The organism is Oceanobacillus sp. FSL W7-1281 (assembly GCF_037969835.1).
Lineage (GTDB): Bacteria > Bacillota > Bacilli > Bacillales > Amphibacillaceae > Oceanobacillus > Oceanobacillus oncorhynchi.
This window is the reverse complement of sequence record NZ_CP150214.1, coordinates 1,012,364-1,032,448: the sequence shown is the minus strand read 5'-3', so window position 1 is coordinate 1,032,448 and position 20,085 is coordinate 1,012,364. Positions and strand designations below refer to the sequence as shown.

The following is a 20,085-nucleotide window of genomic DNA, read 5'->3' as shown; positions in this document are numbered from 1 at the left end:
AGGGCTTGATAAACAATCTATTTTTCTATGATTGTTTTTAGAAATATCAGACCAAATGACTTCTATTCAAAAAGGAGAATGATAATGAGCACAAATATTTATGGGAATACACCGCCGCTGTTAGGAGCAAGAAATCTGACAAACCAAAAGAACCCTGATACCGATGTACTAATCTATGGTGTGCCTTGGGAAGGTGCTTGTACATGGGGAGATTATACGGGCTGTGAGCTTGGTCCAAAGCAAATCCGTTTATCCTCTGCCAGATACAGTACATATCTGCCGGAATTAGACCATATCAATGTAGAAGACCATCTAAGTTTAGGAGATGTCGGCGATGTCAGCATCGTTCCTCATGATGTGCCGGAAACCATGAATCGAATTGAGGACTTTGCAGAAAATCTGTGGAAAAGCGGAAAGTTTCTGGTCGGACTTGGCGGAGACCACGGTATTACTTATCCGATTGTAAAAGGTCTGACCAACACAGGCAAAAAAGTCGGTATTATTCACCTAGATTCCCATTATGATAATATGCCGCATCATGAAGGGGATAAGTTCGCCAGAAGCACCCCTTTTATGCGCTTATATGAAACGGAAGGTGTACGTAACGAAAGCTTGATTCATACAGGAATCAAAGGCCCACGTAATAAACCGGAAACAGGCAAGCATGCGAATGAAGCCGGCGCTGTAACGATAACCATCAATGACATCCGCGAGCAAAGTGATTTAAAGAAATATGCAAATGAAATCTATGAGATGGCTTCTAAGGACGTTGATGTGGTTTATTTGACGATTTGCAGTGATGTGCTTGACTTTGCTTTCAATCCGGGCGGACCAGTGGACGGAAATGGATTGACTTCCTATGAGCTTCTGACAATGATTTATGAATTTGCTAAACGCGGCCTTTGCGGGATGGATTTTGTAGAGGTCTATCCGCAGCAGGATTTCAATCAAAATTCAGCACATTTTGTATCGACAGCCGTGCTGTATGTATTGGCCGGTCATGTTCATGGCGGGCAAGCCAAGTAAGCAGGAAAAGGGAGCTTCCCCTTCCTGCTTATCATACAAAGGAGGCGTTTTACTTGGCGCAATCAAAATTAGTTGAGAAGCTCAAAATCATTGGACCGGGTGCTATCATTACGGCATCTTTTATCGGCCCCGGTACAGTAACTACTGCGACAAGAGCAGGGGCAGGATTTGGTTTTGCTTTGTTATGGGCAGTTATTTTCTCCATTATAGCGACGATTTTCCTGCAGGAAATGGTAGCCAGAATTGGAATTGTAACCAAACAAGGTTTAGGAGAAAACATTCGCGAATTATTCCAGAATCAAATTCTAAAATTCGCATCCGTATGGATTGTCCTTATTGCGGTTTGTGTAGGCTGTGCCGCATACATAAGCGGAGATTTATTAGGAACCTCTCTAGGTGTTTCTTACTTAACCGGCATCTCTGAAAATTATGTTGCGCCAATTATCGGAATTATTATTTTAATGCTCAATTTACTTGGCGGTTATAAATTTATTGAAAAAGTCATGATTTTTTTAATCGTTATTATGAGTATCACCTTTATTACCACGATGTTTGTCGCTGGACCTGACGTTCTCCGCGTTCTTGAGGGAGCATTTATTCCATCGATTCCAGACGGATCTATTCTGATGATTATTGCGTTAATCGGTACCACCGTTGTTCCCTATAACTTTTTTATCCATGCTTCTACAGTCAGTGAGAAATGGAACAATGTAAAGGATTTAAAAGCAGTAAGAACAGATACCATCCTTTCCATTACAGTGGGCGGGATTATTACCGCAGCAATATTAATTACAGCTGGCGCATTAATCCAAGGTACAGAGGTGACAAGCGTGGTCCAGCTTGCTTCCCCATTAGAGCCTCTGATGGGAGGTTTAGCTCCAATATTTGTTAGTATCGGTCTCTTTGCTGCCGGTTTTTCATCTGCTATTGCTTCTCCTATGGGCGCTGCAGTGACAGTAAGCAGCTTTATGAGATGGGAAGGCGGATTTGCTAATAAGAAATATAAAACGGTCTTTAGTGTCGTCATCATTTTAGGAATTATCACTTCTGCAATTGGTTTTGAACCTCTAGAAGTATTGCTTGTCGCACAAGCATTAAATGGAATCATCCTGCCGCTTATTGCAATTTTCATCTTGGTTGTGGTTAACAGGAAAAACGCAATGGGGAAATATGTAAATCCATTGTGGTTAAATATTATCGGCGGTCTGGTTACTGCTGTTGTCTTCTTTCTCGGTACGTACAGTTTAGTAGATGCTATCAGCAGCTTTTTATAAAAAGAAGGAAGTGCTCCCCTATGGAGAAGCACTTCCTTCTTTATTCATGAGATTTTTTTTCTGTAAAAGTGTCATCCTGTCTGGTATTACGTAAACATTCGCCGAACCTTGCGATGCTTTTCAGAAAAATTTCTCTCTGCTGCTTTCTAAAAATGAATTGCTTCGTCTTTATGAAGCTTTAAATTTGTTCTTCTATCTCTGCAGATTCTTTTAATTCATCTACTTTATTTGTATAAGCTTCCTGCTGTTTGTTCTGGATAACCATTTGTTCCACATCATCTCTGATTTCATCCAGGTCTTGCATTTCCTGGTCACCCATTTGTGCTGATAACTGATCATACATTTCCTGCACTTCTTCATCCGTTACTTCTGTATCTACTTCTTCTTCCATATATTGCTGTGTTGCTAAATCAAATCTGAGCTGTTGTGCAAATTGTTCTTCTGTTAAATTTAACTGCTCCAATGATTGTTGAAAGCCTTCTTCTCCGCCGCTTTCTTTAGCCGCATCTACTTCTTCTTGTACTTCTTCGTCGCTTACCTCAATACCGGCATCTTCTGCTTCTTGCATAATAAGCTCTTGTTCTACAAGATAATCAATGGTTTGATCCTGTACTGCTTCTAAATCTGAAACATCCTGACCGTATTGAGCAGACATTGATTTTACTAGAGAATAAGCTGCATTATATGCTGCTCCATTCACTTCTTCTCCATTTACAACAACGACTGGCTCCTCTTCATCTAAAAATTCATCATCAGAGAATTCTACCGGATCCGGCTCTTGCGGTGCGGCTTGCTCTTCTCCCTGTTCTTGCTGCTCTTGTTCTTGTTCAGCGCCTTCTTGCTCGCCTTCGTTATCATCATTTCCGCATGCTGCTAGAAGCATGGTGATTATCATCAATATTGTTAGTGACAGTTTCTTCATTGAAACATCCCTCGCTTTTTTGATTTGTCATGTTCCATTCAATCATACATGCTTTCCCTGTTTCAAGTTTTCGAGCATTAATTTTTTTTACAGTTCTATAACAGTATGGCTGTATCTGGATTTCTTATTCTCTCAACAACTAAAATAAACAAGAGCAACGTAAAACGCTGCTCTTGTTTAAGCTGTTCCGAGAATATAAAAGTATGGATAAAATTAAACAATCATAACGTCTTCCTCTTTAAGATAATAATCAAAAATGTGACTCCACCAGCAATTTCAATAATAATTGAAACGACGCCCTGCGCATTAAATACATGGTTCATAATAAAATATGCGCCAGTTAATACCAAGAAACCAATAGCAAGAGCCATAGGAAAAATATATCTGTGATCATACGTCTGTGCTAATTGATAACTTAACGTTGCTACCAAAAAACCAAAGAAAGTAAGCGGTCCAACTAAAGCCGTTGAGATGGACATTAAAATAGAAACTAATACAAGAACATAAATGATACTAAATTTATGATTCAATCCTAAAGAACTAGAAATCTCTTTTCCGAGCGATAATACATTCAATCGCTTAGAATACGCAAGAAGAAGGAATGCTACGATAATTACAATCGGAATCGCAATCGGAAAATATGCTGCGTCCGCATTATTAACAGATCCAAACAGCTTTGCCTGTAAAATATCAAACTCGGAAGGCGCAAGCAGTTTTCTCATAAACGTTGACAAAGACCTTAGCCCCGTTCCAATAATGATACCAACTAAAAGCATAAGTTGTAAATTTCCATACTTTCCGGAAAGTAACCACCCATACAGTATCAAACACATCGCGACCATAATAGCTACTTGAAATAAAAAAGATCCAGTACCCATGTAACCTATAAATGCCGTGGTACCGAAGAAAAACATGGTACTCGTATGTATTGTAGAGTAAAGTGCTTCAAATCCTAAAAGCGAAGGAGTGATCACCCGATTATTCGTAATCGATTGGAATGCAACGGTCGCCAGACTCTGACAAACTGCAGCAATAATCATGGAAACAATAGCTACCATTCTTCTTTTAGCAACCGGGATAAAGGAAGGAGAGTCTATTGGAACCGGATTATTATAAACTAAAAGTCCATACGAAGAAAGAAGGCCCAAAGCAATCAGTGTTATCAATAGTATCCAATAACGTCTTTCCTCCTTTTTAGAACGAAAAGCTTTAGATGGTTTATCATTTTTAGGAAGGCTAGAATCCATTTTGACATTTTTTTCATTAGTATATTCCAATTCGTTATCCTAGCCTCCTTCTTCTTAATAAAATAACAATAAATACAACTGCGCCCACCGTTCCAAGTATCAAAGAAACAGGTACTTCAAATGGCATGATAACGGTTCGGGATATGATATCAGCGGCGGTTAGGGCCGCCATTCCAGACACACATACCCACGGCAGGTTACTTCTTAAATCATCGCCTCTAAACATGGAAACAATATTTGGTACAATCAAACCTAAAAACGGTAAGTTTCCAATAACAGCGGCAACAATTCCAACTGCAACAGCAATAAGAGCCGTACCAATAAGAACAATTGTATTATAACTTACTCCAAGGCTTTTTGTAACATCCTCCCCTAATCCAGCTAGTGTCAGCCTATTAGCATAGATGAAAATCAGAAAAGTAACTACAACAATCAGCCATAAATATTCATATCTTCCAACCTGAATTGATGCAAAAGAACCTACAAACCAGGTTTCAACACTTTGTGACATTTGAAAAACGAGCCCGACAAACGTGGAAACTGCTGAAATAACCGCTCCAAGCATGATTCCAATAATCGGGACAATTAAAGACGAACGAAGTTTAACTCTTCTTAAAAACAAAAAGAAAACCATCGTTCCTATAAAGGAAAAAATGATTGCTCCAGTCATTCTTTCAACTAAAGATGGTGCGGGAATTAATAAATAAACGATAACCAATCCCAAGCCTGCCCATTCAATCGTTCCCGTTGTGGTAGGTTCAACTAAGCGATTCTGTGTAATAAGCTGCATGACGAGTCCAGACATTGCCATCGCAGCCCCAGTAAGCATGAGTGCAGCTGTCCTTGGGATACGGGTAATGAAAAACATCTCCATTCCATCTTCGCGTCCCCGTATGTCATAAACTCCGACAGACATGGAAATAACACCTAAAATAATAACAATGAGAATTGCTAATATAAAAGGCTTCGTCCATATTTTTTGATGATTAGAATGCAGGGGCTGAGAGTTCCCAGCCCCAAACATTTTTTGTTTTGTATTTTTAAGCACTATAGTTATACCCCTCTAAATTACTCTGCTAAAGTTTCTGCAAGATCTTCAAATAATTTAGTAAATGTTTGTATGGATTCATTTGTATACGTGTCTGCCGGCGCATAAACGATTTGTTCTTCAGAAACAGCTTTTGTGTTTTGAAGAGCAGGTGCGTTATCGATTACATCTTGAGCAGGACTTGCTTCCTCTTCAGACGATACAGCAGCATCACGGTCCATGACGAAAAGCCAATCAGGATCTGTTTCTGCAATAGCTTCAACAGAAACATCATCACCTTGGTGGTCTGCAGAAGCTTGGTCAATTTCTAACGCTGGTGTCCAATCGAAAATATCATATAATGGTCCCCAAACACGACCGGAATGAGGAGCTGCAAAATTAATATCTCCTCCAGATACTATAACACTCATGATTGTATCTGTCCCGTTATAAGCTGATTTAGCATCTTCGATGGATTGTTCAAAATCAGCTATTAATTGTTCAGCTTCTTCATTTTTATCAAAAATTTGTCCAAGAGAGGTTGTAATATCTTTAAATCCGTTCTCTAAATTTTCTCCAGGTGTATCAGCTTCCTCAGAAACATCAAAATTAAGATCAATAACTGCTGCATCTGGCACTAATTCTTTTATATCTTCATAAAATCCTCCAAATCTTTGGCCCACAATAACAAGATCAGGATCTGCAGCTGCGATAAGTTCAAGATTTGGTTCACGATGGTTTCCTATATTTTCAATGGATTCATCACTTGCATAAGGTATATCCTCAGGTATTAAATCTCTTGGAGCAGCAGCTAATTCAACTCCCCAATCAGATAATGTTTCAAAAGTTCTATTATCTAAAGCTACCACGTTCTCTGGATTTACTGGAACTTCAACGGTTCCATGAGCATCCGTAATTTCAACCGTTGCATCTTCAGAAGAACCCTCCGTTTCAGCAGACTCATTTCCTTTGTCATCGGCCTCTTCGTTTTCACTGCCTGAATCGGAGCAAGCAGCCAATACCAAAGCAAAAATTGCGAATATTGCTATAATAAATGTTGACTTAAAAAAGTTTGATTTTCTCATTTCTCCTACCTCTTCCCCTATGTATATTTTTTTGATGAGCAGACTATTGGATTGATTAAATCAATACCCGCATTATATTTTGCGCTTGATTTAAAAAAATAATTCCTGTTTTACTATAGTGCATTGCTATAATCTAATACATTGATAATGATAATCAATCTCAATTAGCTTGTTTAAAGTATATCAAATAAAAAAACATTGTCAACTGTATTTTTTAATCTTATCTCTTGTACAATTATCACCAATTAAAAATTCCATTATTCTCGTTTTATTCTCAACTGCAGTTGCGATAACCCAGATGAGAATAGTTACTTAAACAATGGAAAGAAACCGCTTTAACACGGTTTTCATGAAAATGTATGACTATTTGGTTGAAAACGATGTTACACATCATCGGCATGCGTACTCCTGACGAAAGAAGCACGCATGGACCAAATCAATCGTTTTCAAGCAGCCGCTACCTGCTCAAGTCAGGTTATCATAGCAAAGATATATTCATTGAGAAAGCATAAGGTTTGGACATTTCTAAGAAAGCAATTATCGGATAAACCCATCATATATAGGATTCAAACATCTAGCTGCTTTTACTTATATGTGAGTCAAAGTATACACAAAAACGACAGCCGTTTTGCATATGGACTGGAATATGCATATCATAGATTTCGTTTAATGCCTCTGAATTAATGATTTCATGTGTTGGACCGTTTTTTACCAGACGCCCGTCTTTTAAAGCTACAATCTGGTCTGAATAAACCGAAGCAAAGTTAATATCATGCAATACAATCACAACTGTTTTCCCCAGCTCATCGACAAGCTTGCGTAATATTTTCATAATCTGTACAGAATGCTTCATATCCAAATTATTCAACGGCTCATCCAATAAAATATATTCCGTGTCTTGGGCAATAACCATGGAGATAAACGCACGCTGCTTCTGACCGCCAGACAGCTCATCTAAGAATTTATGCTGAATATCTGTTAAATTCAAATATTCAATGGCTTGATCAACAATCCGATTATCCTCTTCATTTAAACGGCCTTTCGAATAAGGATAACGGCCAAACGATACTAATTGGCGAATCGTCAGTTTCACTGTGAAAAAATTCGCTTGTCTTAAAATGGCAATGCGCTTCGCAAATTCATTTGATTTCATATTCTTTACATTGTTTTGATCCAGTAATACATCTCCTGTATCTGCATCAAGCAAACGGCTTACCATGGAAAGCAGCGTTGATTTCCCTGCACCGTTCGGTCCGATAAACGATGTAATTTTATTAGGCTGAATTTGAACCGATATATCATTTACGATAGATTTATTCCCATATTTCTTTGTCAATCCTTTAATATCAATCATGTCATCGCCCTACTTTCTTTAAGTAATTAAATAATAAATGGAATTATGTGGAAAAAGGATAGCTAATGTAATTAAGTGTAAAGCTTCATTAAATATAAGGCATTTCACCAAAAATATATTAACCTTTCTTATCCTGAAATTTTACTCAAACTAATCTAGATAATAATTATTATCAAGTTCTAATTGTTCTAAATAATAATGATATTCATTATCAATTAGATAACAATACCTAGTATATCAAATTTTCAGCCATCGTCAATGGCTGATTTATGTAAATATGGCGATAAACAAAAAAACTGCCGGGAACGACAGTTTTTTTGTTTATTCTGTTCAATTTTTCGTCAAATTTATTGATAATAATATGGTCAATCAGGGTACTCCCATTCATTTACAGGTTTATATGGAATAGATTACCACATTTATTTATTCTCACAACCATCACCTGTACAATAGGAGGTTTTATTCTCATTTGGGTTCAATGATTGCAAAACAGGCGCTTCCTGTTCTTCTTGCCATACCTTTTCAAGTACCTGTGTAAAAGCTGCTTCAGGCTGTGCACCGGACACGGCATATTTTTCATTAAAAACAAAGAAAGGAACGCCCTGGACACCAAGCTGCTTTGCCAAATCTATATCTTCATTGACTTTATTACGGAATTTACAGCTGTCCAATACATTTTCAACAGTCTCTCTCTCCAAACCCACTTCTTCCGCTAACTGAATCAGTGTCTTTTTATCACTCAACTGTTCGGAATCAGTAAAATAGGCTTGAAAAAAACGTTCTGTCAGTTCCGCTTCCTTTCCATTCTCGGCAGCTAATTTAGCAACTCGATGCGCGTCAAATGTATTCCCGTATTTCATCGTATCAAAGCGGTAGGTCAAGCCTACTTCTGCTGCCTGCTCCGCTACCTGTTTATTCATTTCATATACTTGCTCTAAAGGCATTCCCTTCAGCTCAGAAAAAGTTTCTGCGAAGTTCTTTCCCGGAAGATGCTGTGCATCCGGATCAAGCTGGTAGCTTCTAAACTGAACTGCTACTTGTTCACGATGTGTGAATTTCTCCAAGGCATGTTCAAACCGGCGTTTTCCGATATAACAAAAAGGACATACAAAATCAGACCAAATTTCAACTTTCATTTATGTTCACCTCAATTTCCTCACTTATTTTAGCATAAGGAAACCTGGGAACAAAGTAATCTGCATTCCTTCTTTAGTCATATTTGCGAGTCTCTTCAACCGTCCCATCTGCACGATAAACCATCAGGGAGGTTCCTTTATTTTTAGCAATGTCTTTCGCTCTTTTCACCGCTTCCTCTTTTGTATCAAATCGTTCACTTGCCTGACTGGAACCGGAAGAGCCGACAGCCCATCCTTCTTCCTGCTTATAGACTTCCTCTCCCTCCTCCAGCCGCTCCGGATTATTTGTTTTTTCTTTTCCTTCCTTTGAGCGCTGGGTCGGTTTTCCGCTTTTTTCATAGCTTTGAATTTCTTCTTTATCCGCGTTCTTATACCATTCTTTAGCCTGCTCTGTAGCTATCGGAATTGCCCTGTCCTCCTTATAACCATCATCCAGCATGGAATTTGCGATATCAATGGCCTTTTTACGGACAGGTTTCTCTAGATTTTTCATTGAGCTTGGATAATCATTCATTGTCCAAACCATTAGAATACCTCCTTTTTATCATAGTGTAACTAGCTGTAAGGTTCACTTTATAAGGAGTTTTCCCTTTTCAAAACACATCAAACATCTTTATAGCCGATTTTTCTTCTAAAACGTCACTTGGCCTTTAAGCATCGGTGTTCTTGCCGGAGATATGTCCGCTGCGAAGGTTTTCGATGGGACGAGTAATCACAGCAATGTTGTCAGGTTAATGCGACCGCTGCGGCGGACCGTTTTGCTTTCCTAGGGGCACGCTCTTCAGCTAACTTTTGCCAAGAAGAACACTTGGCAAAAGTGGATCTTCAGATGGTGCTGATCCCTCAGGAGTCAAAACGGTCCGCCTCCGCTAGCAGGATATTCTATACGTGAAAAACAACTCAACAAACAGAAGTTTGATCCGATAGATCATATTTTTCATGCTGTATGGTAAAATGTTCCGCCAAGATTACTTTCTGTGCATCGAAGCGATTCCCTGTATTTCATATCCATACTGTCATGATTGGGTTGTTCAGACGAAAGCTGCTATTTCCTTCAGCTCATTAAAATTTTATTTCTTTCATTCGCTGTAGAATCCTATCAGAGCGCAGGCCAACCACGCAGACTCCTAAGTGGTTTGCAGGCTAAACCCGTGACTCCTGCACTTGCACGTCCTGGGACTGCGATTACTCGTCCCATCGAAAACATTTGTACGTCGGAAAGCGGAGTGGTTGGCCGGAGCGGAGCTATGCACCATTATCAATTCCAAAAAGGCCGGATATTTCACCAAAATGCAAGCATGGTAATGAAGAACATGTTCATCTTGGAATAGCAAGATATATTTGCTTATTCTTAGGTGCGAAAGTTGAGTATTTAAGGAAATTCATTAACCTGACAACATTGGTAATCGCAGTCCCAGTCCCAGGGTGAAGATCCAACAGGTAAAAAGTGAATTTCTTTTTTTACCCGCGGGGCATAAGTGTGACTTTAGCTCTGTCTGCGCCTCTCGGCTTGCCAATCGCTAAGTCTTCTTTAAAGGAGATGAACTCTGGGGTCACGGGAAGCGAGGTATATTTCCGGGACCTAAAATAAGGCGTGGAATTCTCCACGCCTTTTTGCTCGCAAATTTATGCATCTAACAGCGATTTTCCATTAATGGATACACGCTTTGTATTTTTTAGTTCATTTAAATCGACTGCGCCAACGCCAAACATCGTCATCTTCAGCTCTAATTCCAATTGTTCCATTGTCTGAACAACGGCTTCTGCTGATTCTGTGGCTGCCTGGAGCAGATGCCTTGCATACCCGATAATATCTGCACCAATCGTGATGGCTTTCGCAGCATCTACGCCTGTTTTCATGCCGCCGCTGGCAACTAAAGGCGCATCAGGAAGCTGGCTGCGTACAGTGACAAGACAATCCTTGGTCGGATTTCCCCAGTTATTAAATGCTTCCGCAGCTGCCCGCTTTAATGGATCCTTCGAGCGCAGCTTTTCCACCTGGCTCCAAGAGGTTCCGCCCGCTCCAGCAACATCAATATAAGAGATTCCCGCATCATACAATCTTTTAGCGGCTTCCCCGTCAATGCCAAATCCTACTTCCTTGACCCCTACTGGTGCTTCCACCTGTTTACAGACCTGTTCAATTTTTGGCAGTAAATCTTTGAAATTCAAATCGCCGCCGTCCTGTACAGCTTCCTGCAATGAATTTAAATGAAGAACGATGGAATCAGCCTCTGTCTTATCAATAATACGCTGGCATTCCTCTGCTCCATAGCCATAATTTAATTGGACAGCACCAATGTTTACGATTAATGGCACAGTTGGCGCCTGTCTGCGAATAAGGAAAGAATCCTTATGCTGCTCACTTTCTAAAAATGCTCTTGTCGAACCAATTGCCAGTGCCCAGCCTTTTTGCTCTGCCGCTATAGCCAAATTTTGGTTGATCGTGGTCGCCAGTTCGGATCCGCCAGTCATGGAACTGACTAGAAATGGCGCCTGCAGTGCTTTGCCTAAAAATGATGTTTCCAATGAAATATCAGCAAAATCAATTTCCGGCAAAGCATTATGAAGAAAGTGAATGCCTTCCAGTCCTGTAGATTTATTTACACCCTCTACGTCTCCTTCCAGACAAAGGCGGATATGTTCTGTTTTACGTTGGTTAATTCCTTTTTCCATGAATGTCCCTCGCTTATCTCAAATTATCAAACTATTTTTGCAGAGAGTAATGACATTTTCAATCATTCATCCTCTGCTTTTAAAATAAATATAAGTATGATTTTTTAATTTCCTTCGTTATCGTTACATCTAGTGTACTTGTTTCCTGCAATAATTGAAAGGCAAATGATGCTGTTTCAAAAGTTCATGTCCATTTGTCTTTCAATAAGAAAAAATTCAGTTGACACTTGTATTTTCTGTTATAATAGGACTACTTAGTTACGTTTTTAGGAGGACATAATGAAAAGAGATAATGCAAAAGCTTTTGCCGCAAAAGCGCATCAAGGGCAAGCACGTAAAAATTCAAATGAACCGTACATAACCCATCCTGTTCGTGTTGCAGAACGTTTAGAAAAAGAAGGCTGTTCTGATGATTTAATCAGCGCCGGATACTTGCATGATGTTGTTGAGGATACCAATGTCAGCATCGAGGACATTGAGCATCAGTTCGGAAAAGAAATTGCTGACCTTGTTGCTTCTCATACGGAGGATAAATCAAAGTCATGGTGGGACAGAAAAAAAGCGACAGTAGAACATTTAAAAGATGCTCCAAAGGAAGTGAAATATCTGATTATTGCGGATAAATTAGATAATCTCTTAGAACTGGAGAAAGAGCATCAACAGCTGGGCGACGCTATTTGGAAGAATTTCAATGCCGGCTATAATCAGCAAAAATGGTACAACGAGGCAATCGCAGAAAAAATGTATGCTCACTTATCTCCTGATGAGATTCCTTCTTATTTTAAAGAGTTTGAACAGGCTGTTAAACGTTTTTTCAAATGATAAAGGAAACACCTTCTCTCTTTAATAAAGGAAAGAAGGTGTTTTTATTGTCGTTTGTTAACGTGAATTCATTTCATTCGGATGCCATCCGCTGCGAATATTACGATCCAGCGCATCGATTGTTTTTATTTCTTCTTCGTTTAATTCAAAATCAAACACATCCAGGTTAGCTTCGATACGGGAAGGTGTTACTGATTTTGGAATGACAATCAAATCAGACTGTAAGTGCCAGCGCAGGATAACTTGCGCAATGGTTTTCCCTTTGTTCTCAGCAATTTGTTTTAGCGCTTCATCTTCTAAAACATCTTTTCCATTCATGAGAGGGCTGTATGCTTCTACATAAATACCTTTCTCCTTACAAAAGGCACGCAATTCTTTCTGTTGCAAGTATGGGTGGCACTCTACCTGATTTACAGCTGGTACAACCTCACATTCTTCTATCAAACGTTCTAAATGCTCTATTTCAAAATTACATACGCCAATCGCTTTTGCCTTGCCGTCTTTATATATTTTTTCCAACGCTTTATACGTATCGATATACTGATCATGCTCCGGTGTCGGCCAGTGAATCAAATAAAGATCCACATAGTCTGTACCCAGTCTTTCTAAGCTTGCATCAAAAGCTTTTAAGGTTTCTTCATAACCGTGGTCTGCATTCCACACCTTTGTTGTAAGAAAGATTTCTTCACGAGGGACACCGCTGTTTGCAATTGCTTGCCCAACGCCTTCTTCATTCCCATAGACTTTTGCAGTATCAATGGAACGATAACCTGATTTTAATGCATGCTCCACAGCAGGAATAGCTTTTTCATTTTCTACCTTCCAGACTCCGAAGCCAAGCTGCGGCATTTCTAAGCCATTATTAAGTGTAATATATTTCATATTCTTGGATGACCTCCTGCAAATGATTTTATCACGGATTTATTTCCTTCAATCCATATTGCATTTTTTAGTTTACAATAACAGGCAGGCAAAACAAAGGAATGTGCTTGGTTCTACTATAGAGATACCAGTAGCTCACCAAAAATCTCCGGTCCGCAGGCTGTTCATCCACTCAAAAAACAATTTTTAGTATGGTCATTTACCATACCTATCGCTTGCATAAAGGAATAACAAATCACCGGTCCTACAAAGGAAAATCCTCTCTTTTTCAAATCCTTGCTTAGCTGTTTTGATAAATCTGTTTGAGCAGGTACATCCTCATGCCGGTCCCAATGGTTCACAATCGGTTCTCTGTCAACAAAGCTCCAGATATAATCATCGAATGAACCAAATTCTTTTTGAATCTGCTGGAAGGCCTTCGCATTTTTAATGACAGATTCAATTTTACGCCTGTTCCGGATAATTCCTTCATCCTGCATCAATGCTTCTACTTTTTCATCTGGATAAGCAGCGATGATATCGGCTTCAAAATTATCAAAAGCTTGGCGGTAGTTTTCCCGGCGCTTTAAAATTGTAATCCAGCTTAGTCCTGCCTGCGCCCCTTCTAATGTCAGCATTTCAAATAAATAGCGATCATCCTGAAAAACAGGCCGTCCCCATTCTTCATCGTGATATGCGATATAGACAGGGTCTTCACTGACCCAGGCACAACGTTCCTTATTCATCTTCCTCACCAATGGCGACTTCATTTTTTTCATAAGAAATCCAGTCGCTGAAGCTGCCAGGATATAGCTTCACATTTTTAAAACCGGCATTATCTAAAGCCAGAATATTTGGGCATGCCGAAACACCAGATCCGCAGGAAACGATAATCTCCGCATCCTTATCTAATTTGGAAAAATGCTCCCTTAACTGCTCCTCATTTTTCCAATTACCGTTTTCTTTTAAAACACCCTTCCAAAAATAATTGACCGCTCCCGGAATATGCCCTGCACGAGCATACATCGGTTCCTCATCGCCTAAATATCTTGCAGGCGCTCTGGAATCGATAATCGTTGTCTCTTTAGACGCAAGCTTTTCCTTGACCTCCTCCATATCAACATAGCGATTTTCCTTCTCGTTTCTGCGAAAGATGGTCGGCTGAAGATTGGGAACCGTTGAGGTCAGTTCGCCTCCCTCCGCTACCCACCTGTCCAATCCGCCATCAAGAAGATATACCTTCTCATGACCTAAATAGTCCAGCAGCCACCAAAATCGCGGCGCGAACATATCATTTCCCTGATCGTACACAACAACCGTTGTCTCATTGGAGATGCCTAGTTTTCCAAGTTTATTTGCAAATAAATCCCAGTCGGGTAAAGGGTGATTTCCGCCATGCTTACCTGCTTTTCCGGATAAATCTCTATTTAAATCCATATAGACAGCACCAGGTAAATGCCCGTTTAAATAAGCTTTCCGCCCAGCATCAGCATCCATTAAATCAAATCGTACATCTACAATAACGACATTATTTTGTGGTAAACGTTTCTTTAATCTCTCTACGCTAATGATGTTTCTCAAAATCTAACCCTCCCATATGCTTTTTTCTTTTTCTAATCATATCATTCCTAATTTATTTTAACAGAAAAAATTTTCTGCAGAAATTAATAATTTTGCTTCGTAAAGGGTATTCGTAAACTCTGTTAAACATGTCCACGCCCAGAAACTTTTACTGGTTTAAGGCTTTATACTGTACTTTTTGAAAGCGCATGGATACGGTTTTCAGCTTGAGTATGGTAAAATATACAAAACGTTGTAAAATTAAAATAGCAGAAATTTTTGCTTCAAAGGAACAATTAAAATTTATTCAGAAGGAGTCTTTTTGATGAAAGAACAATTAATCAAGCGTTTAGAAACCTATGCAAAAATAGATACCCAGTCGGATATGCATTCTCAAGCCACACCCTCTACTCCGGGGCAGTGGGATTTAATTAAGCTATTGGAGAATGAGCTGAAGGAAGTTGGTCTGGAAGAAGTATCTTATGATGAAAATGGTTATTTAATGGCTACATTGCCGGCGAACACGGATAAGGATATCCCGGCAATCGGTTTTCTGGCACATGTAGACACAGCAACAGACTTTACCGGCAAAGGAGTGGCTCCTAAGGTTATCGATTATAAGGGTGGAGACATTGTATTGAATGAAGCTTTACAAGTCACGCTTTCTCCAGAAGACTTCCCTGAACTTTCCGGTTATGAGGGACACCAGTTAATGGTGACTGACGGTACAACCTTGCTTGGAGCGGATGATAAGGCAGGCATTGCTGAAATCATGACTGCCATGGAATACTTCATCCATCATCCGGAAATTGAGCATGGAAAAATCCGTATTGCTTTTACCCCTGATGAAGAAATCGGGCGCGGACCGCATAAATTTGATGTGGAACGCTTCGGCTGTGATTATGCTTACACCGTGGACGGCGGTCCCTTAGGCGAATTGCAGTATGAAAGCTTTAACGCCGCAGCTGCCCGAGTCACGTTTTACGGAAACAGTGTTCACCCGGGAACAGCGAAAAATAAAATGGTGAACGCCGGAAAAATGGCTGCACAGTTTATCAATAAATTTCCAGATGAAGAATCTCCAGAGCATACAGAAGGATACGAAGGTTTTTATCATCTTATTTCTGTAGAAGGCGATGTGGAAAAATCAACAGTCTATTACATCGTTCGCGACCACGACCGGGAAAAATTTGAAACTCGTAAAGATACACTTCAAAAGTATGCAGAAGAAATCCAGAGCGTATATGGAGAGAAAGCCGTTGAGTTAGAAATGAATGATCAATATTATAATATGCGTGAAAAAATTGAACCCGTAAAACATATTGTAGATATCGCTGAACAAGCAATGAAAAACCTGAATATAAAACCGATTATTCATCCAGTCCGCGGTGGTACAGACGGCTCACAAATTTCATTTATGGGATTGCCGACACCGAACCTATTTACTGGCGGCGAAAACTTCCATGGCAAATTTGAATATATTTCTATCAATAACATGGAAAAAGCAGCAAAAACGATTGTTGAAATCGGTCGTTTGTTTGCAGAAGAAAAAGCATAATCAGGTTGAAAAAACAAGAGCCAATTTCACTGGTTCTTGTTTTTTTTATTATTCTTTTTCCTGAAATTATTTCTTCACTTTCCTTTCTTTTTCACTTCCATACATCATATAATATATATTGAAATGCAGATTACTACGCTCTCTATTTAATAAGCAGGTTCTGTACTGCATCATTTCAGAATTATGGGAATCAGCCTGCGGATTGTTTTCATCTTTTTTCGAGTTATCGTATACCTCAAAACAGATTGGAGAATAATTCTCGTTACTGATCACCTCCTATTATTTTTTATTTAAGAAAAACCAAGAATACCGCTTGGTCTTTAAAACATCGGTGTTCTTGCCGAAGAGATGTCCGCTACGGGAAGTCGCTTTCCGCGGGCAACGGCTTAGCCTCCTCGGAAGAAAACCGCTTCCTGCGGGGTCTTCACCTGTTGCTTTTCCCGCAGGAGTCGACTTCCCTCCGCTCCCATCTAAGTGGAATTATGTTTTATTTGCTTTTTCACAAGGAAATAACGCAAATTCTAGCGGAAGAAATACATGGAGACTCCTGTGGGAATGCGCAGTGGGAAGACCCCGCAGGAAAAAAGTGTTCTTCTTTTTTTCTACCCGCAGGGCATAAGTGCGACTATGCTTCTGTCTGCGCCTGACGGCTTGCCAATCAGCAAGTCTTCTTTAAAGGAGGCTGAGCTCAAGCCCACGGAAAGCGGAGTGTATTTCTGGGGTTGCGATTACTCACCCCATGAAACCCGTTGGAGCGGATATATTCAGCATTTTTTTATACTTTCTTATTCTTTAAAATAACTCTGCACTTCAAAATTAGTTAGCTGATCATAGTGTTTGAGTTTCATTCTATTAAAAGCAAGGAGTTAACATGATATGCAAGGAGTTAGTTGGATTATCCTTTCAGCAATTTGCTTCGTGCTGATTGGCTGTGGACCACAAGAACCATCTCAATCACAGGAAGATGTTCCGGCATCGGAACAAACAACATCAGAAGAGCAAAACGAAAAGGATGAAAAGCAAGCAGAGGGACAACAGACAGAAGAAACAGAGCCGCCGGATGCGGTGCTGCAGAAATTTGATACAGATGATGCTGTATTACAATTAAAGAATGCATTAAATGCCCTCGGTTATGATTTAGAAGCAACAGGGGAATTTGATGAAGAGCTTACTTGGGCTATAACAGATTTCCAGCTACAATCAGAGGACTTATTGGCTTCAGGCGTATACGACGAAGAAACCAGAGAAGCCTTGCTGCTGTATTTTGAGGAAGATACATCGATTGAACCGGGCGAAGGGTTAGCCTTGCCTCCAGAAGAAGCAGAAGTAACCGAAGCTGGCACAGAAGTTGTCAGTAACCCATATGACGAATTAGCATTGGTGAATAAAAGCTTTGCCCTTCCAGGTGATTATATCCCGGAAGACTTAATCGTACCGGACGTCCCTTTCCCTTTCACGGAGGATTTACCTCAAAAGTATATGCGTGAGAATGCTGCACATGCCTTAGAAGAATTATTTGAAGGTGCTGAAGAAGCAGGGTTAGAAATGTTTGCCCAATCCGGTTATCGCTCTTATGACCGGCAGAACGATATCTTTACAGCGAATGCCTCGCAGCATGGAGAAGATCATGCCAATACGTACAGTGCACGTCCTGGAGAAAGTGAGCATCAAACTGGACTGGCTATGGATGTCACCAGTGCAGAAGTCAATTTAGAGCTAGTAGAGGAATTCGGCGAGACAGAAGAAGGACAGTGGCTTGCTGAAAATGCTCCAGAATATGGCTTTATTATCCGTTTTCCTGAAGGTAAAGAAGATATTACCGAATATCAATACGAGCCTTGGCATCTTCGCTATGTCGGTGAAAAAACAGCCAAGTATATAACCGAACAAGGAATTACACTGGAAGAGTACTATGAAGAACAAGCTGAATAAAGTAATGAAGAAAACACCTTGAGAAGCAGCTTTCCAAGGTGTTTTCTTTCTTTATCAAATAAAATAATCTGATCGGCCGTAATCGCATTAACTATTTTTAAAATAGGAAGATAATTAATACAAAAAGAGAAGGAATAAGCAGCATTTCAATAATCAAAGGAATCCGCATTTTCCCGGCAGTTTTATATATGGTAATTAAATGCGCCAAAGACAAAATAGAAAAAACAGCTACAAACAGATAGACAGAACCGATTGCAATATTCGTAGACAGAATAAGTATGGCTAATAAAAACAATACGAATACCTTAAGCACACTAAATAAGATATCTGCCTTAAACCATGCAGGTATCTTTTTATTTCCTCCCATTACATCGTCCCCCATTCCATATACATGTTATCGTATCATATCGGCGGACAGGATGGTAAGAATGAAAAATAACAGATTTTCTTCTAAGTCTCCATAAAACATCCTTTCTCCGATGATATGTTAAAATGGATATGGAAAATTAAATACAGAAGGGTTGATTATATGAATAATAATGAGTCTATAAAACTAACCGCTTTATCTTCTAAAGGCGGATGCGGCTGTAAAATCGGGCCGGCAGATTTACGTCAGGTTTTACAATCCCTCTCCCCTGCAACGGATAATCCTAATCTATTAGTCGGGTTGGATACCAGCGATGACGCGGGAGTTTACAAATTAAATGACGACACAGCCATTGTTCAGACACTCGACTTCTTCACTCCCATTGTAGACGACCCTTATTCTTTCGGGCAAATTGCCGCTGCAAATGCGATCAGCGATGTCTACGCAATGGGCGGAAAGCCGATTACAGCATTGAATATTGTTGCCTTTCCAATTGCTGATTTAGATAAACAGATTCTTTCCCGTATATTAGAGGGCGCAGACAGCAAGCTGAAAGAAGCTGGCGCAGCCTTAGTCGGCGGGCATTCCATCGACGATAAAGAACCAAAATTCGGATTGGCTGTTACTGGAACAATTCATCCTGATAAAATCCGTACAAACAGTGGCGCAAAACCCGGTGATGTACTTATTTTAACTAAACCAATTGGTGTAGGGATTTTAACGACTTCGATTAAAAGAGGCTTGTTACAGGAAACAGAAATAGACCGGGTAACTAATGTCATGGCAGCATTGAATAAAACGGCTGCGGAAACAATGGATAACTATGAAATACATGCTTGTACCGATGTTACCGGATTTGGCTTGCTTGGACATGCTTCGGAAATGGCAAAAGGAAGCAGTGTCGAAATTCAGATTTCAAATCAGCACGTACCTGTTTTGCCAAGAGTAAAAGAACTTGCGGAGAACGGCGCAGTGCCAGGTGGTACGAAGAATAACTTTAACTATTTAAAAGATGATGTTACATTTACGGAATCACTGGATCAGGTTGACCAGTGGATACTATGTGATGCGGTTACCTCCGGAGGCTTACTGGCTGCTGTAAAAGAAGCAGACGCAGAAAAATTACTTTCGGATCTGCGAGATAAACATATTGAGGCTGCAATAATTGGCCGCGTCACTGATGGGAACAATGGACATATCACGGTTGAAGAATAATTCGTTTATTAGGAAGTGAAGGT

The 20,085-nt window shown here is 39.8% G+C and carries 18 protein-coding genes; 6 read left to right on the top strand and 12 right to left on the bottom strand.

The features are described from left to right. Nucleotides 1–84: 84 nt before the first annotated feature. Nucleotides 85–1,026, top strand: coding sequence for an agmatinase family protein (locus MKX55_RS05105; protein ID WP_339182934.1), 942 nt, complete (start codon nt 85–87; stop codon nt 1,024–1,026). A gap of 53 nt (nt 1,027–1,079) precedes the next feature. Beyond that, the gene (locus tag MKX55_RS05100; RefSeq protein ID WP_339236579.1) at nt 1,080–2,300 is read left to right on the top strand and encodes an Nramp family divalent metal transporter; all 1,221 of its coding nucleotides are present in this window, start codon (nt 1,080–1,082) and stop codon (nt 2,298–2,300) included. A gap of 178 nt (nt 2,301–2,478) precedes the next feature. On the opposite strand, the gene MKX55_RS05095 is transcribed toward MKX55_RS05100, so the two are convergent. The 8 genes from MKX55_RS05095 to fni form a co-directional block, all read right to left on the bottom strand. Further along, a complete protein-coding gene (locus MKX55_RS05095) occupies nt 2,479–3,222 on the bottom strand; it encodes a SurA N-terminal domain-containing protein (RefSeq protein ID WP_339236577.1) in 744 nt (247 codons plus the stop codon). A 221-nt stretch (nt 3,223–3,443) separates the two neighbouring features. Beyond that, the gene (locus MKX55_RS05090; protein ID WP_339185128.1) at nt 3,444–4,469 is read right to left on the bottom strand and encodes an iron chelate uptake ABC transporter family permease subunit; all 1,026 of its coding nucleotides are present in this window, start codon (nt 4,467–4,469) and stop codon (nt 3,444–3,446) included. 34 nt (nt 4,470–4,503) lie between these two features. Continuing rightward, nucleotides 4,504–5,493, bottom strand: a complete 990-nt coding sequence (locus MKX55_RS05085; RefSeq protein ID WP_339185127.1) for an iron chelate uptake ABC transporter family permease subunit — start codon at nt 5,491–5,493, stop codon at nt 4,504–4,506. Nucleotides 5,494–5,537: 44 nt separating this feature from the next. After that, nucleotides 5,538–6,581 (bottom strand): siderophore ABC transporter substrate-binding protein, encoded by a 1,044-nt coding sequence (locus tag MKX55_RS05080; RefSeq protein WP_339182929.1) that lies wholly within the window; start codon nt 6,579–6,581, stop codon nt 5,538–5,540. Between the two features lie 574 nt (nt 6,582–7,155). Beyond that, a complete protein-coding gene (locus tag MKX55_RS05075) occupies nt 7,156–7,935 on the bottom strand; it encodes an ATP-binding cassette domain-containing protein (RefSeq protein ID WP_339182927.1) in 780 nt (259 codons plus the stop codon). Between the two features lie 419 nt (nt 7,936–8,354). Further along, nucleotides 8,355–9,071 carry a DsbA family oxidoreductase gene (locus tag MKX55_RS05070; protein WP_339182925.1) on the bottom strand — a complete coding sequence of 239 codons (717 nt, stop codon included), beginning with the start codon at nt 9,069–9,071 and terminating at the stop codon, nt 8,355–8,357. A gap of 73 nt (nt 9,072–9,144) precedes the next feature. Then, the gene (locus MKX55_RS05065) at nt 9,145–9,597 is read right to left on the bottom strand and encodes a DUF2188 domain-containing protein (RefSeq protein WP_339182924.1); all 453 of its coding nucleotides are present in this window, start codon (nt 9,595–9,597) and stop codon (nt 9,145–9,147) included. 1,100 nt (nt 9,598–10,697) lie between these two features. Beyond that, complete coding sequence (gene fni, locus MKX55_RS05060; RefSeq protein WP_339182920.1) at nt 10,698–11,747, bottom strand: type 2 isopentenyl-diphosphate Delta-isomerase; 1,050 nt, start codon at nt 11,745–11,747, stop codon at nt 10,698–10,700. A 279-nt stretch (nt 11,748–12,026) separates the two neighbouring features. Here fni and MKX55_RS05055 point away from each other — a divergent pair, with 279 nt between their 5' ends. Next, entirely contained in the window at nt 12,027–12,569 is a 543-nt protein-coding gene (locus MKX55_RS05055; RefSeq protein WP_339182918.1) for an HD domain-containing protein, read from the top strand. Between the two features lie 57 nt (nt 12,570–12,626). Here MKX55_RS05055 and MKX55_RS05050 read toward each other — a convergent pair whose 3' ends face one another. The 3 genes from MKX55_RS05050 to MKX55_RS05040 all read right to left on the bottom strand — a co-directional run bounded on the left by MKX55_RS05050 (nt 12,627) and on the right by MKX55_RS05040 (nt 15,011). Beyond that, nucleotides 12,627–13,451, bottom strand: a complete 825-nt coding sequence (locus MKX55_RS05050; protein ID WP_339236574.1) for an aldo/keto reductase — start codon at nt 13,449–13,451, stop codon at nt 12,627–12,629. A gap of 164 nt (nt 13,452–13,615) precedes the next feature. After that, entirely contained in the window at nt 13,616–14,176 is a 561-nt protein-coding gene (locus MKX55_RS05045) for a DNA-3-methyladenine glycosylase I (RefSeq protein ID WP_339182914.1), read from the bottom strand. After that, a complete protein-coding gene (locus MKX55_RS05040) occupies nt 14,169–15,011 on the bottom strand; it encodes a sulfurtransferase (RefSeq protein ID WP_193064439.1) in 843 nt (280 codons plus the stop codon). The genes MKX55_RS05045 and MKX55_RS05040 overlap by 8 nt, the downstream gene beginning before the upstream one ends. A gap of 304 nt (nt 15,012–15,315) precedes the next feature. Here MKX55_RS05040 and pepT point away from each other — a divergent pair, with 304 nt between their 5' ends. Together pepT and MKX55_RS05030 are read left to right on the top strand one after the other, a co-directional pair. Continuing rightward, nucleotides 15,316–16,548: a peptidase T gene (gene pepT, locus MKX55_RS05035; protein WP_339182911.1), complete on the top strand. Its 1,233-nt coding sequence runs from the start codon at nt 15,316–15,318 to the stop codon at nt 16,546–16,548. A gap of 876 nt (nt 16,549–17,424) precedes the next feature. After that, nucleotides 17,425–18,480 carry a D-alanyl-D-alanine carboxypeptidase family protein gene (locus tag MKX55_RS05030; RefSeq protein ID WP_339236572.1) on the top strand — a complete coding sequence of 352 codons (1,056 nt, stop codon included), beginning with the start codon at nt 17,425–17,427 and terminating at the stop codon, nt 18,478–18,480. Nucleotides 18,481–18,577: 97 nt separating this feature from the next. On the opposite strand, the gene MKX55_RS05025 is transcribed toward MKX55_RS05030, so the two are convergent. Further along, nucleotides 18,578–18,847 carry a hypothetical protein gene (locus MKX55_RS05025; protein ID WP_339236570.1) on the bottom strand — a complete coding sequence of 90 codons (270 nt, stop codon included), beginning with the start codon at nt 18,845–18,847 and terminating at the stop codon, nt 18,578–18,580. Nucleotides 18,848–19,009: 162 nt separating this feature from the next. Here MKX55_RS05025 and selD point away from each other — a divergent pair, with 162 nt between their 5' ends. Then, entirely contained in the window at nt 19,010–20,062 is a 1,053-nt protein-coding gene (selD, locus tag MKX55_RS05020; protein ID WP_339182905.1) for a selenide, water dikinase SelD, read from the top strand. Nucleotides 20,063–20,085: the final 23 nt, after the last annotated feature.

Excerpts from the sequence above, each read along its gene's own strand:
- MKX55_RS05080 (WP_339182929.1), bottom strand. The coding sequence starts at position 6,581 with ATGAGAAAATCAAACTTTTTTAAGTCAACATTTATTATAGCAATATTC.
- MKX55_RS05095 (WP_339236577.1), bottom strand. The coding sequence starts at position 3,222 with ATGAAGAAACTGTCACTAACAATATTGATGATAATCACCATGCTTCTA.
- MKX55_RS05075 (WP_339182927.1), bottom strand. The coding sequence starts at position 7,935 with ATGATTGATATTAAAGGATTGACAAAGAAATATGGGAATAAATCTATC.
- fni (WP_339182920.1), bottom strand. The coding sequence starts at position 11,747 with ATGGAAAAAGGAATTAACCAACGTAAAACAGAACATATCCGCCTTTGT.
- selD (WP_339182905.1), top strand. The coding sequence starts at position 19,010 with ATGAATAATAATGAGTCTATAAAACTAACCGCTTTATCTTCTAAAGGC.
- MKX55_RS05085 (WP_339185127.1), bottom strand. The coding sequence starts at position 5,493 with ATGTTTGGGGCTGGGAACTCTCAGCCCCTGCATTCTAATCATCAAAAA.
- MKX55_RS05030 (WP_339236572.1), top strand. The coding sequence starts at position 17,425 with ATGCAAGGAGTTAGTTGGATTATCCTTTCAGCAATTTGCTTCGTGCTG.
- MKX55_RS05090 (WP_339185128.1), bottom strand. The coding sequence starts at position 4,469 with ATGGATTCTAGCCTTCCTAAAAATGATAAACCATCTAAAGCTTTTCGT.
- pepT (WP_339182911.1), top strand. The coding sequence starts at position 15,316 with ATGAAAGAACAATTAATCAAGCGTTTAGAAACCTATGCAAAAATAGAT.
- MKX55_RS05055 (WP_339182918.1), top strand. The coding sequence starts at position 12,027 with ATGAAAAGAGATAATGCAAAAGCTTTTGCCGCAAAAGCGCATCAAGGG.
- MKX55_RS05070 (WP_339182925.1), bottom strand. The coding sequence starts at position 9,071 with ATGAAAGTTGAAATTTGGTCTGATTTTGTATGTCCTTTTTGTTATATC.
- MKX55_RS05050 (WP_339236574.1), bottom strand. The coding sequence starts at position 13,451 with ATGAAATATATTACACTTAATAATGGCTTAGAAATGCCGCAGCTTGGC.
- MKX55_RS05065 (WP_339182924.1), bottom strand. The coding sequence starts at position 9,597 with ATGGTTTGGACAATGAATGATTATCCAAGCTCAATGAAAAATCTAGAG.
- MKX55_RS05025 (WP_339236570.1), bottom strand. The coding sequence starts at position 18,847 with ATGGGAGGAAATAAAAAGATACCTGCATGGTTTAAGGCAGATATCTTA.
- MKX55_RS05105 (WP_339182934.1), top strand. The coding sequence starts at position 85 with ATGAGCACAAATATTTATGGGAATACACCGCCGCTGTTAGGAGCAAGA.
- MKX55_RS05045 (WP_339182914.1), bottom strand. The coding sequence starts at position 14,176 with ATGAATAAGGAACGTTGTGCCTGGGTCAGTGAAGACCCTGTCTATATC.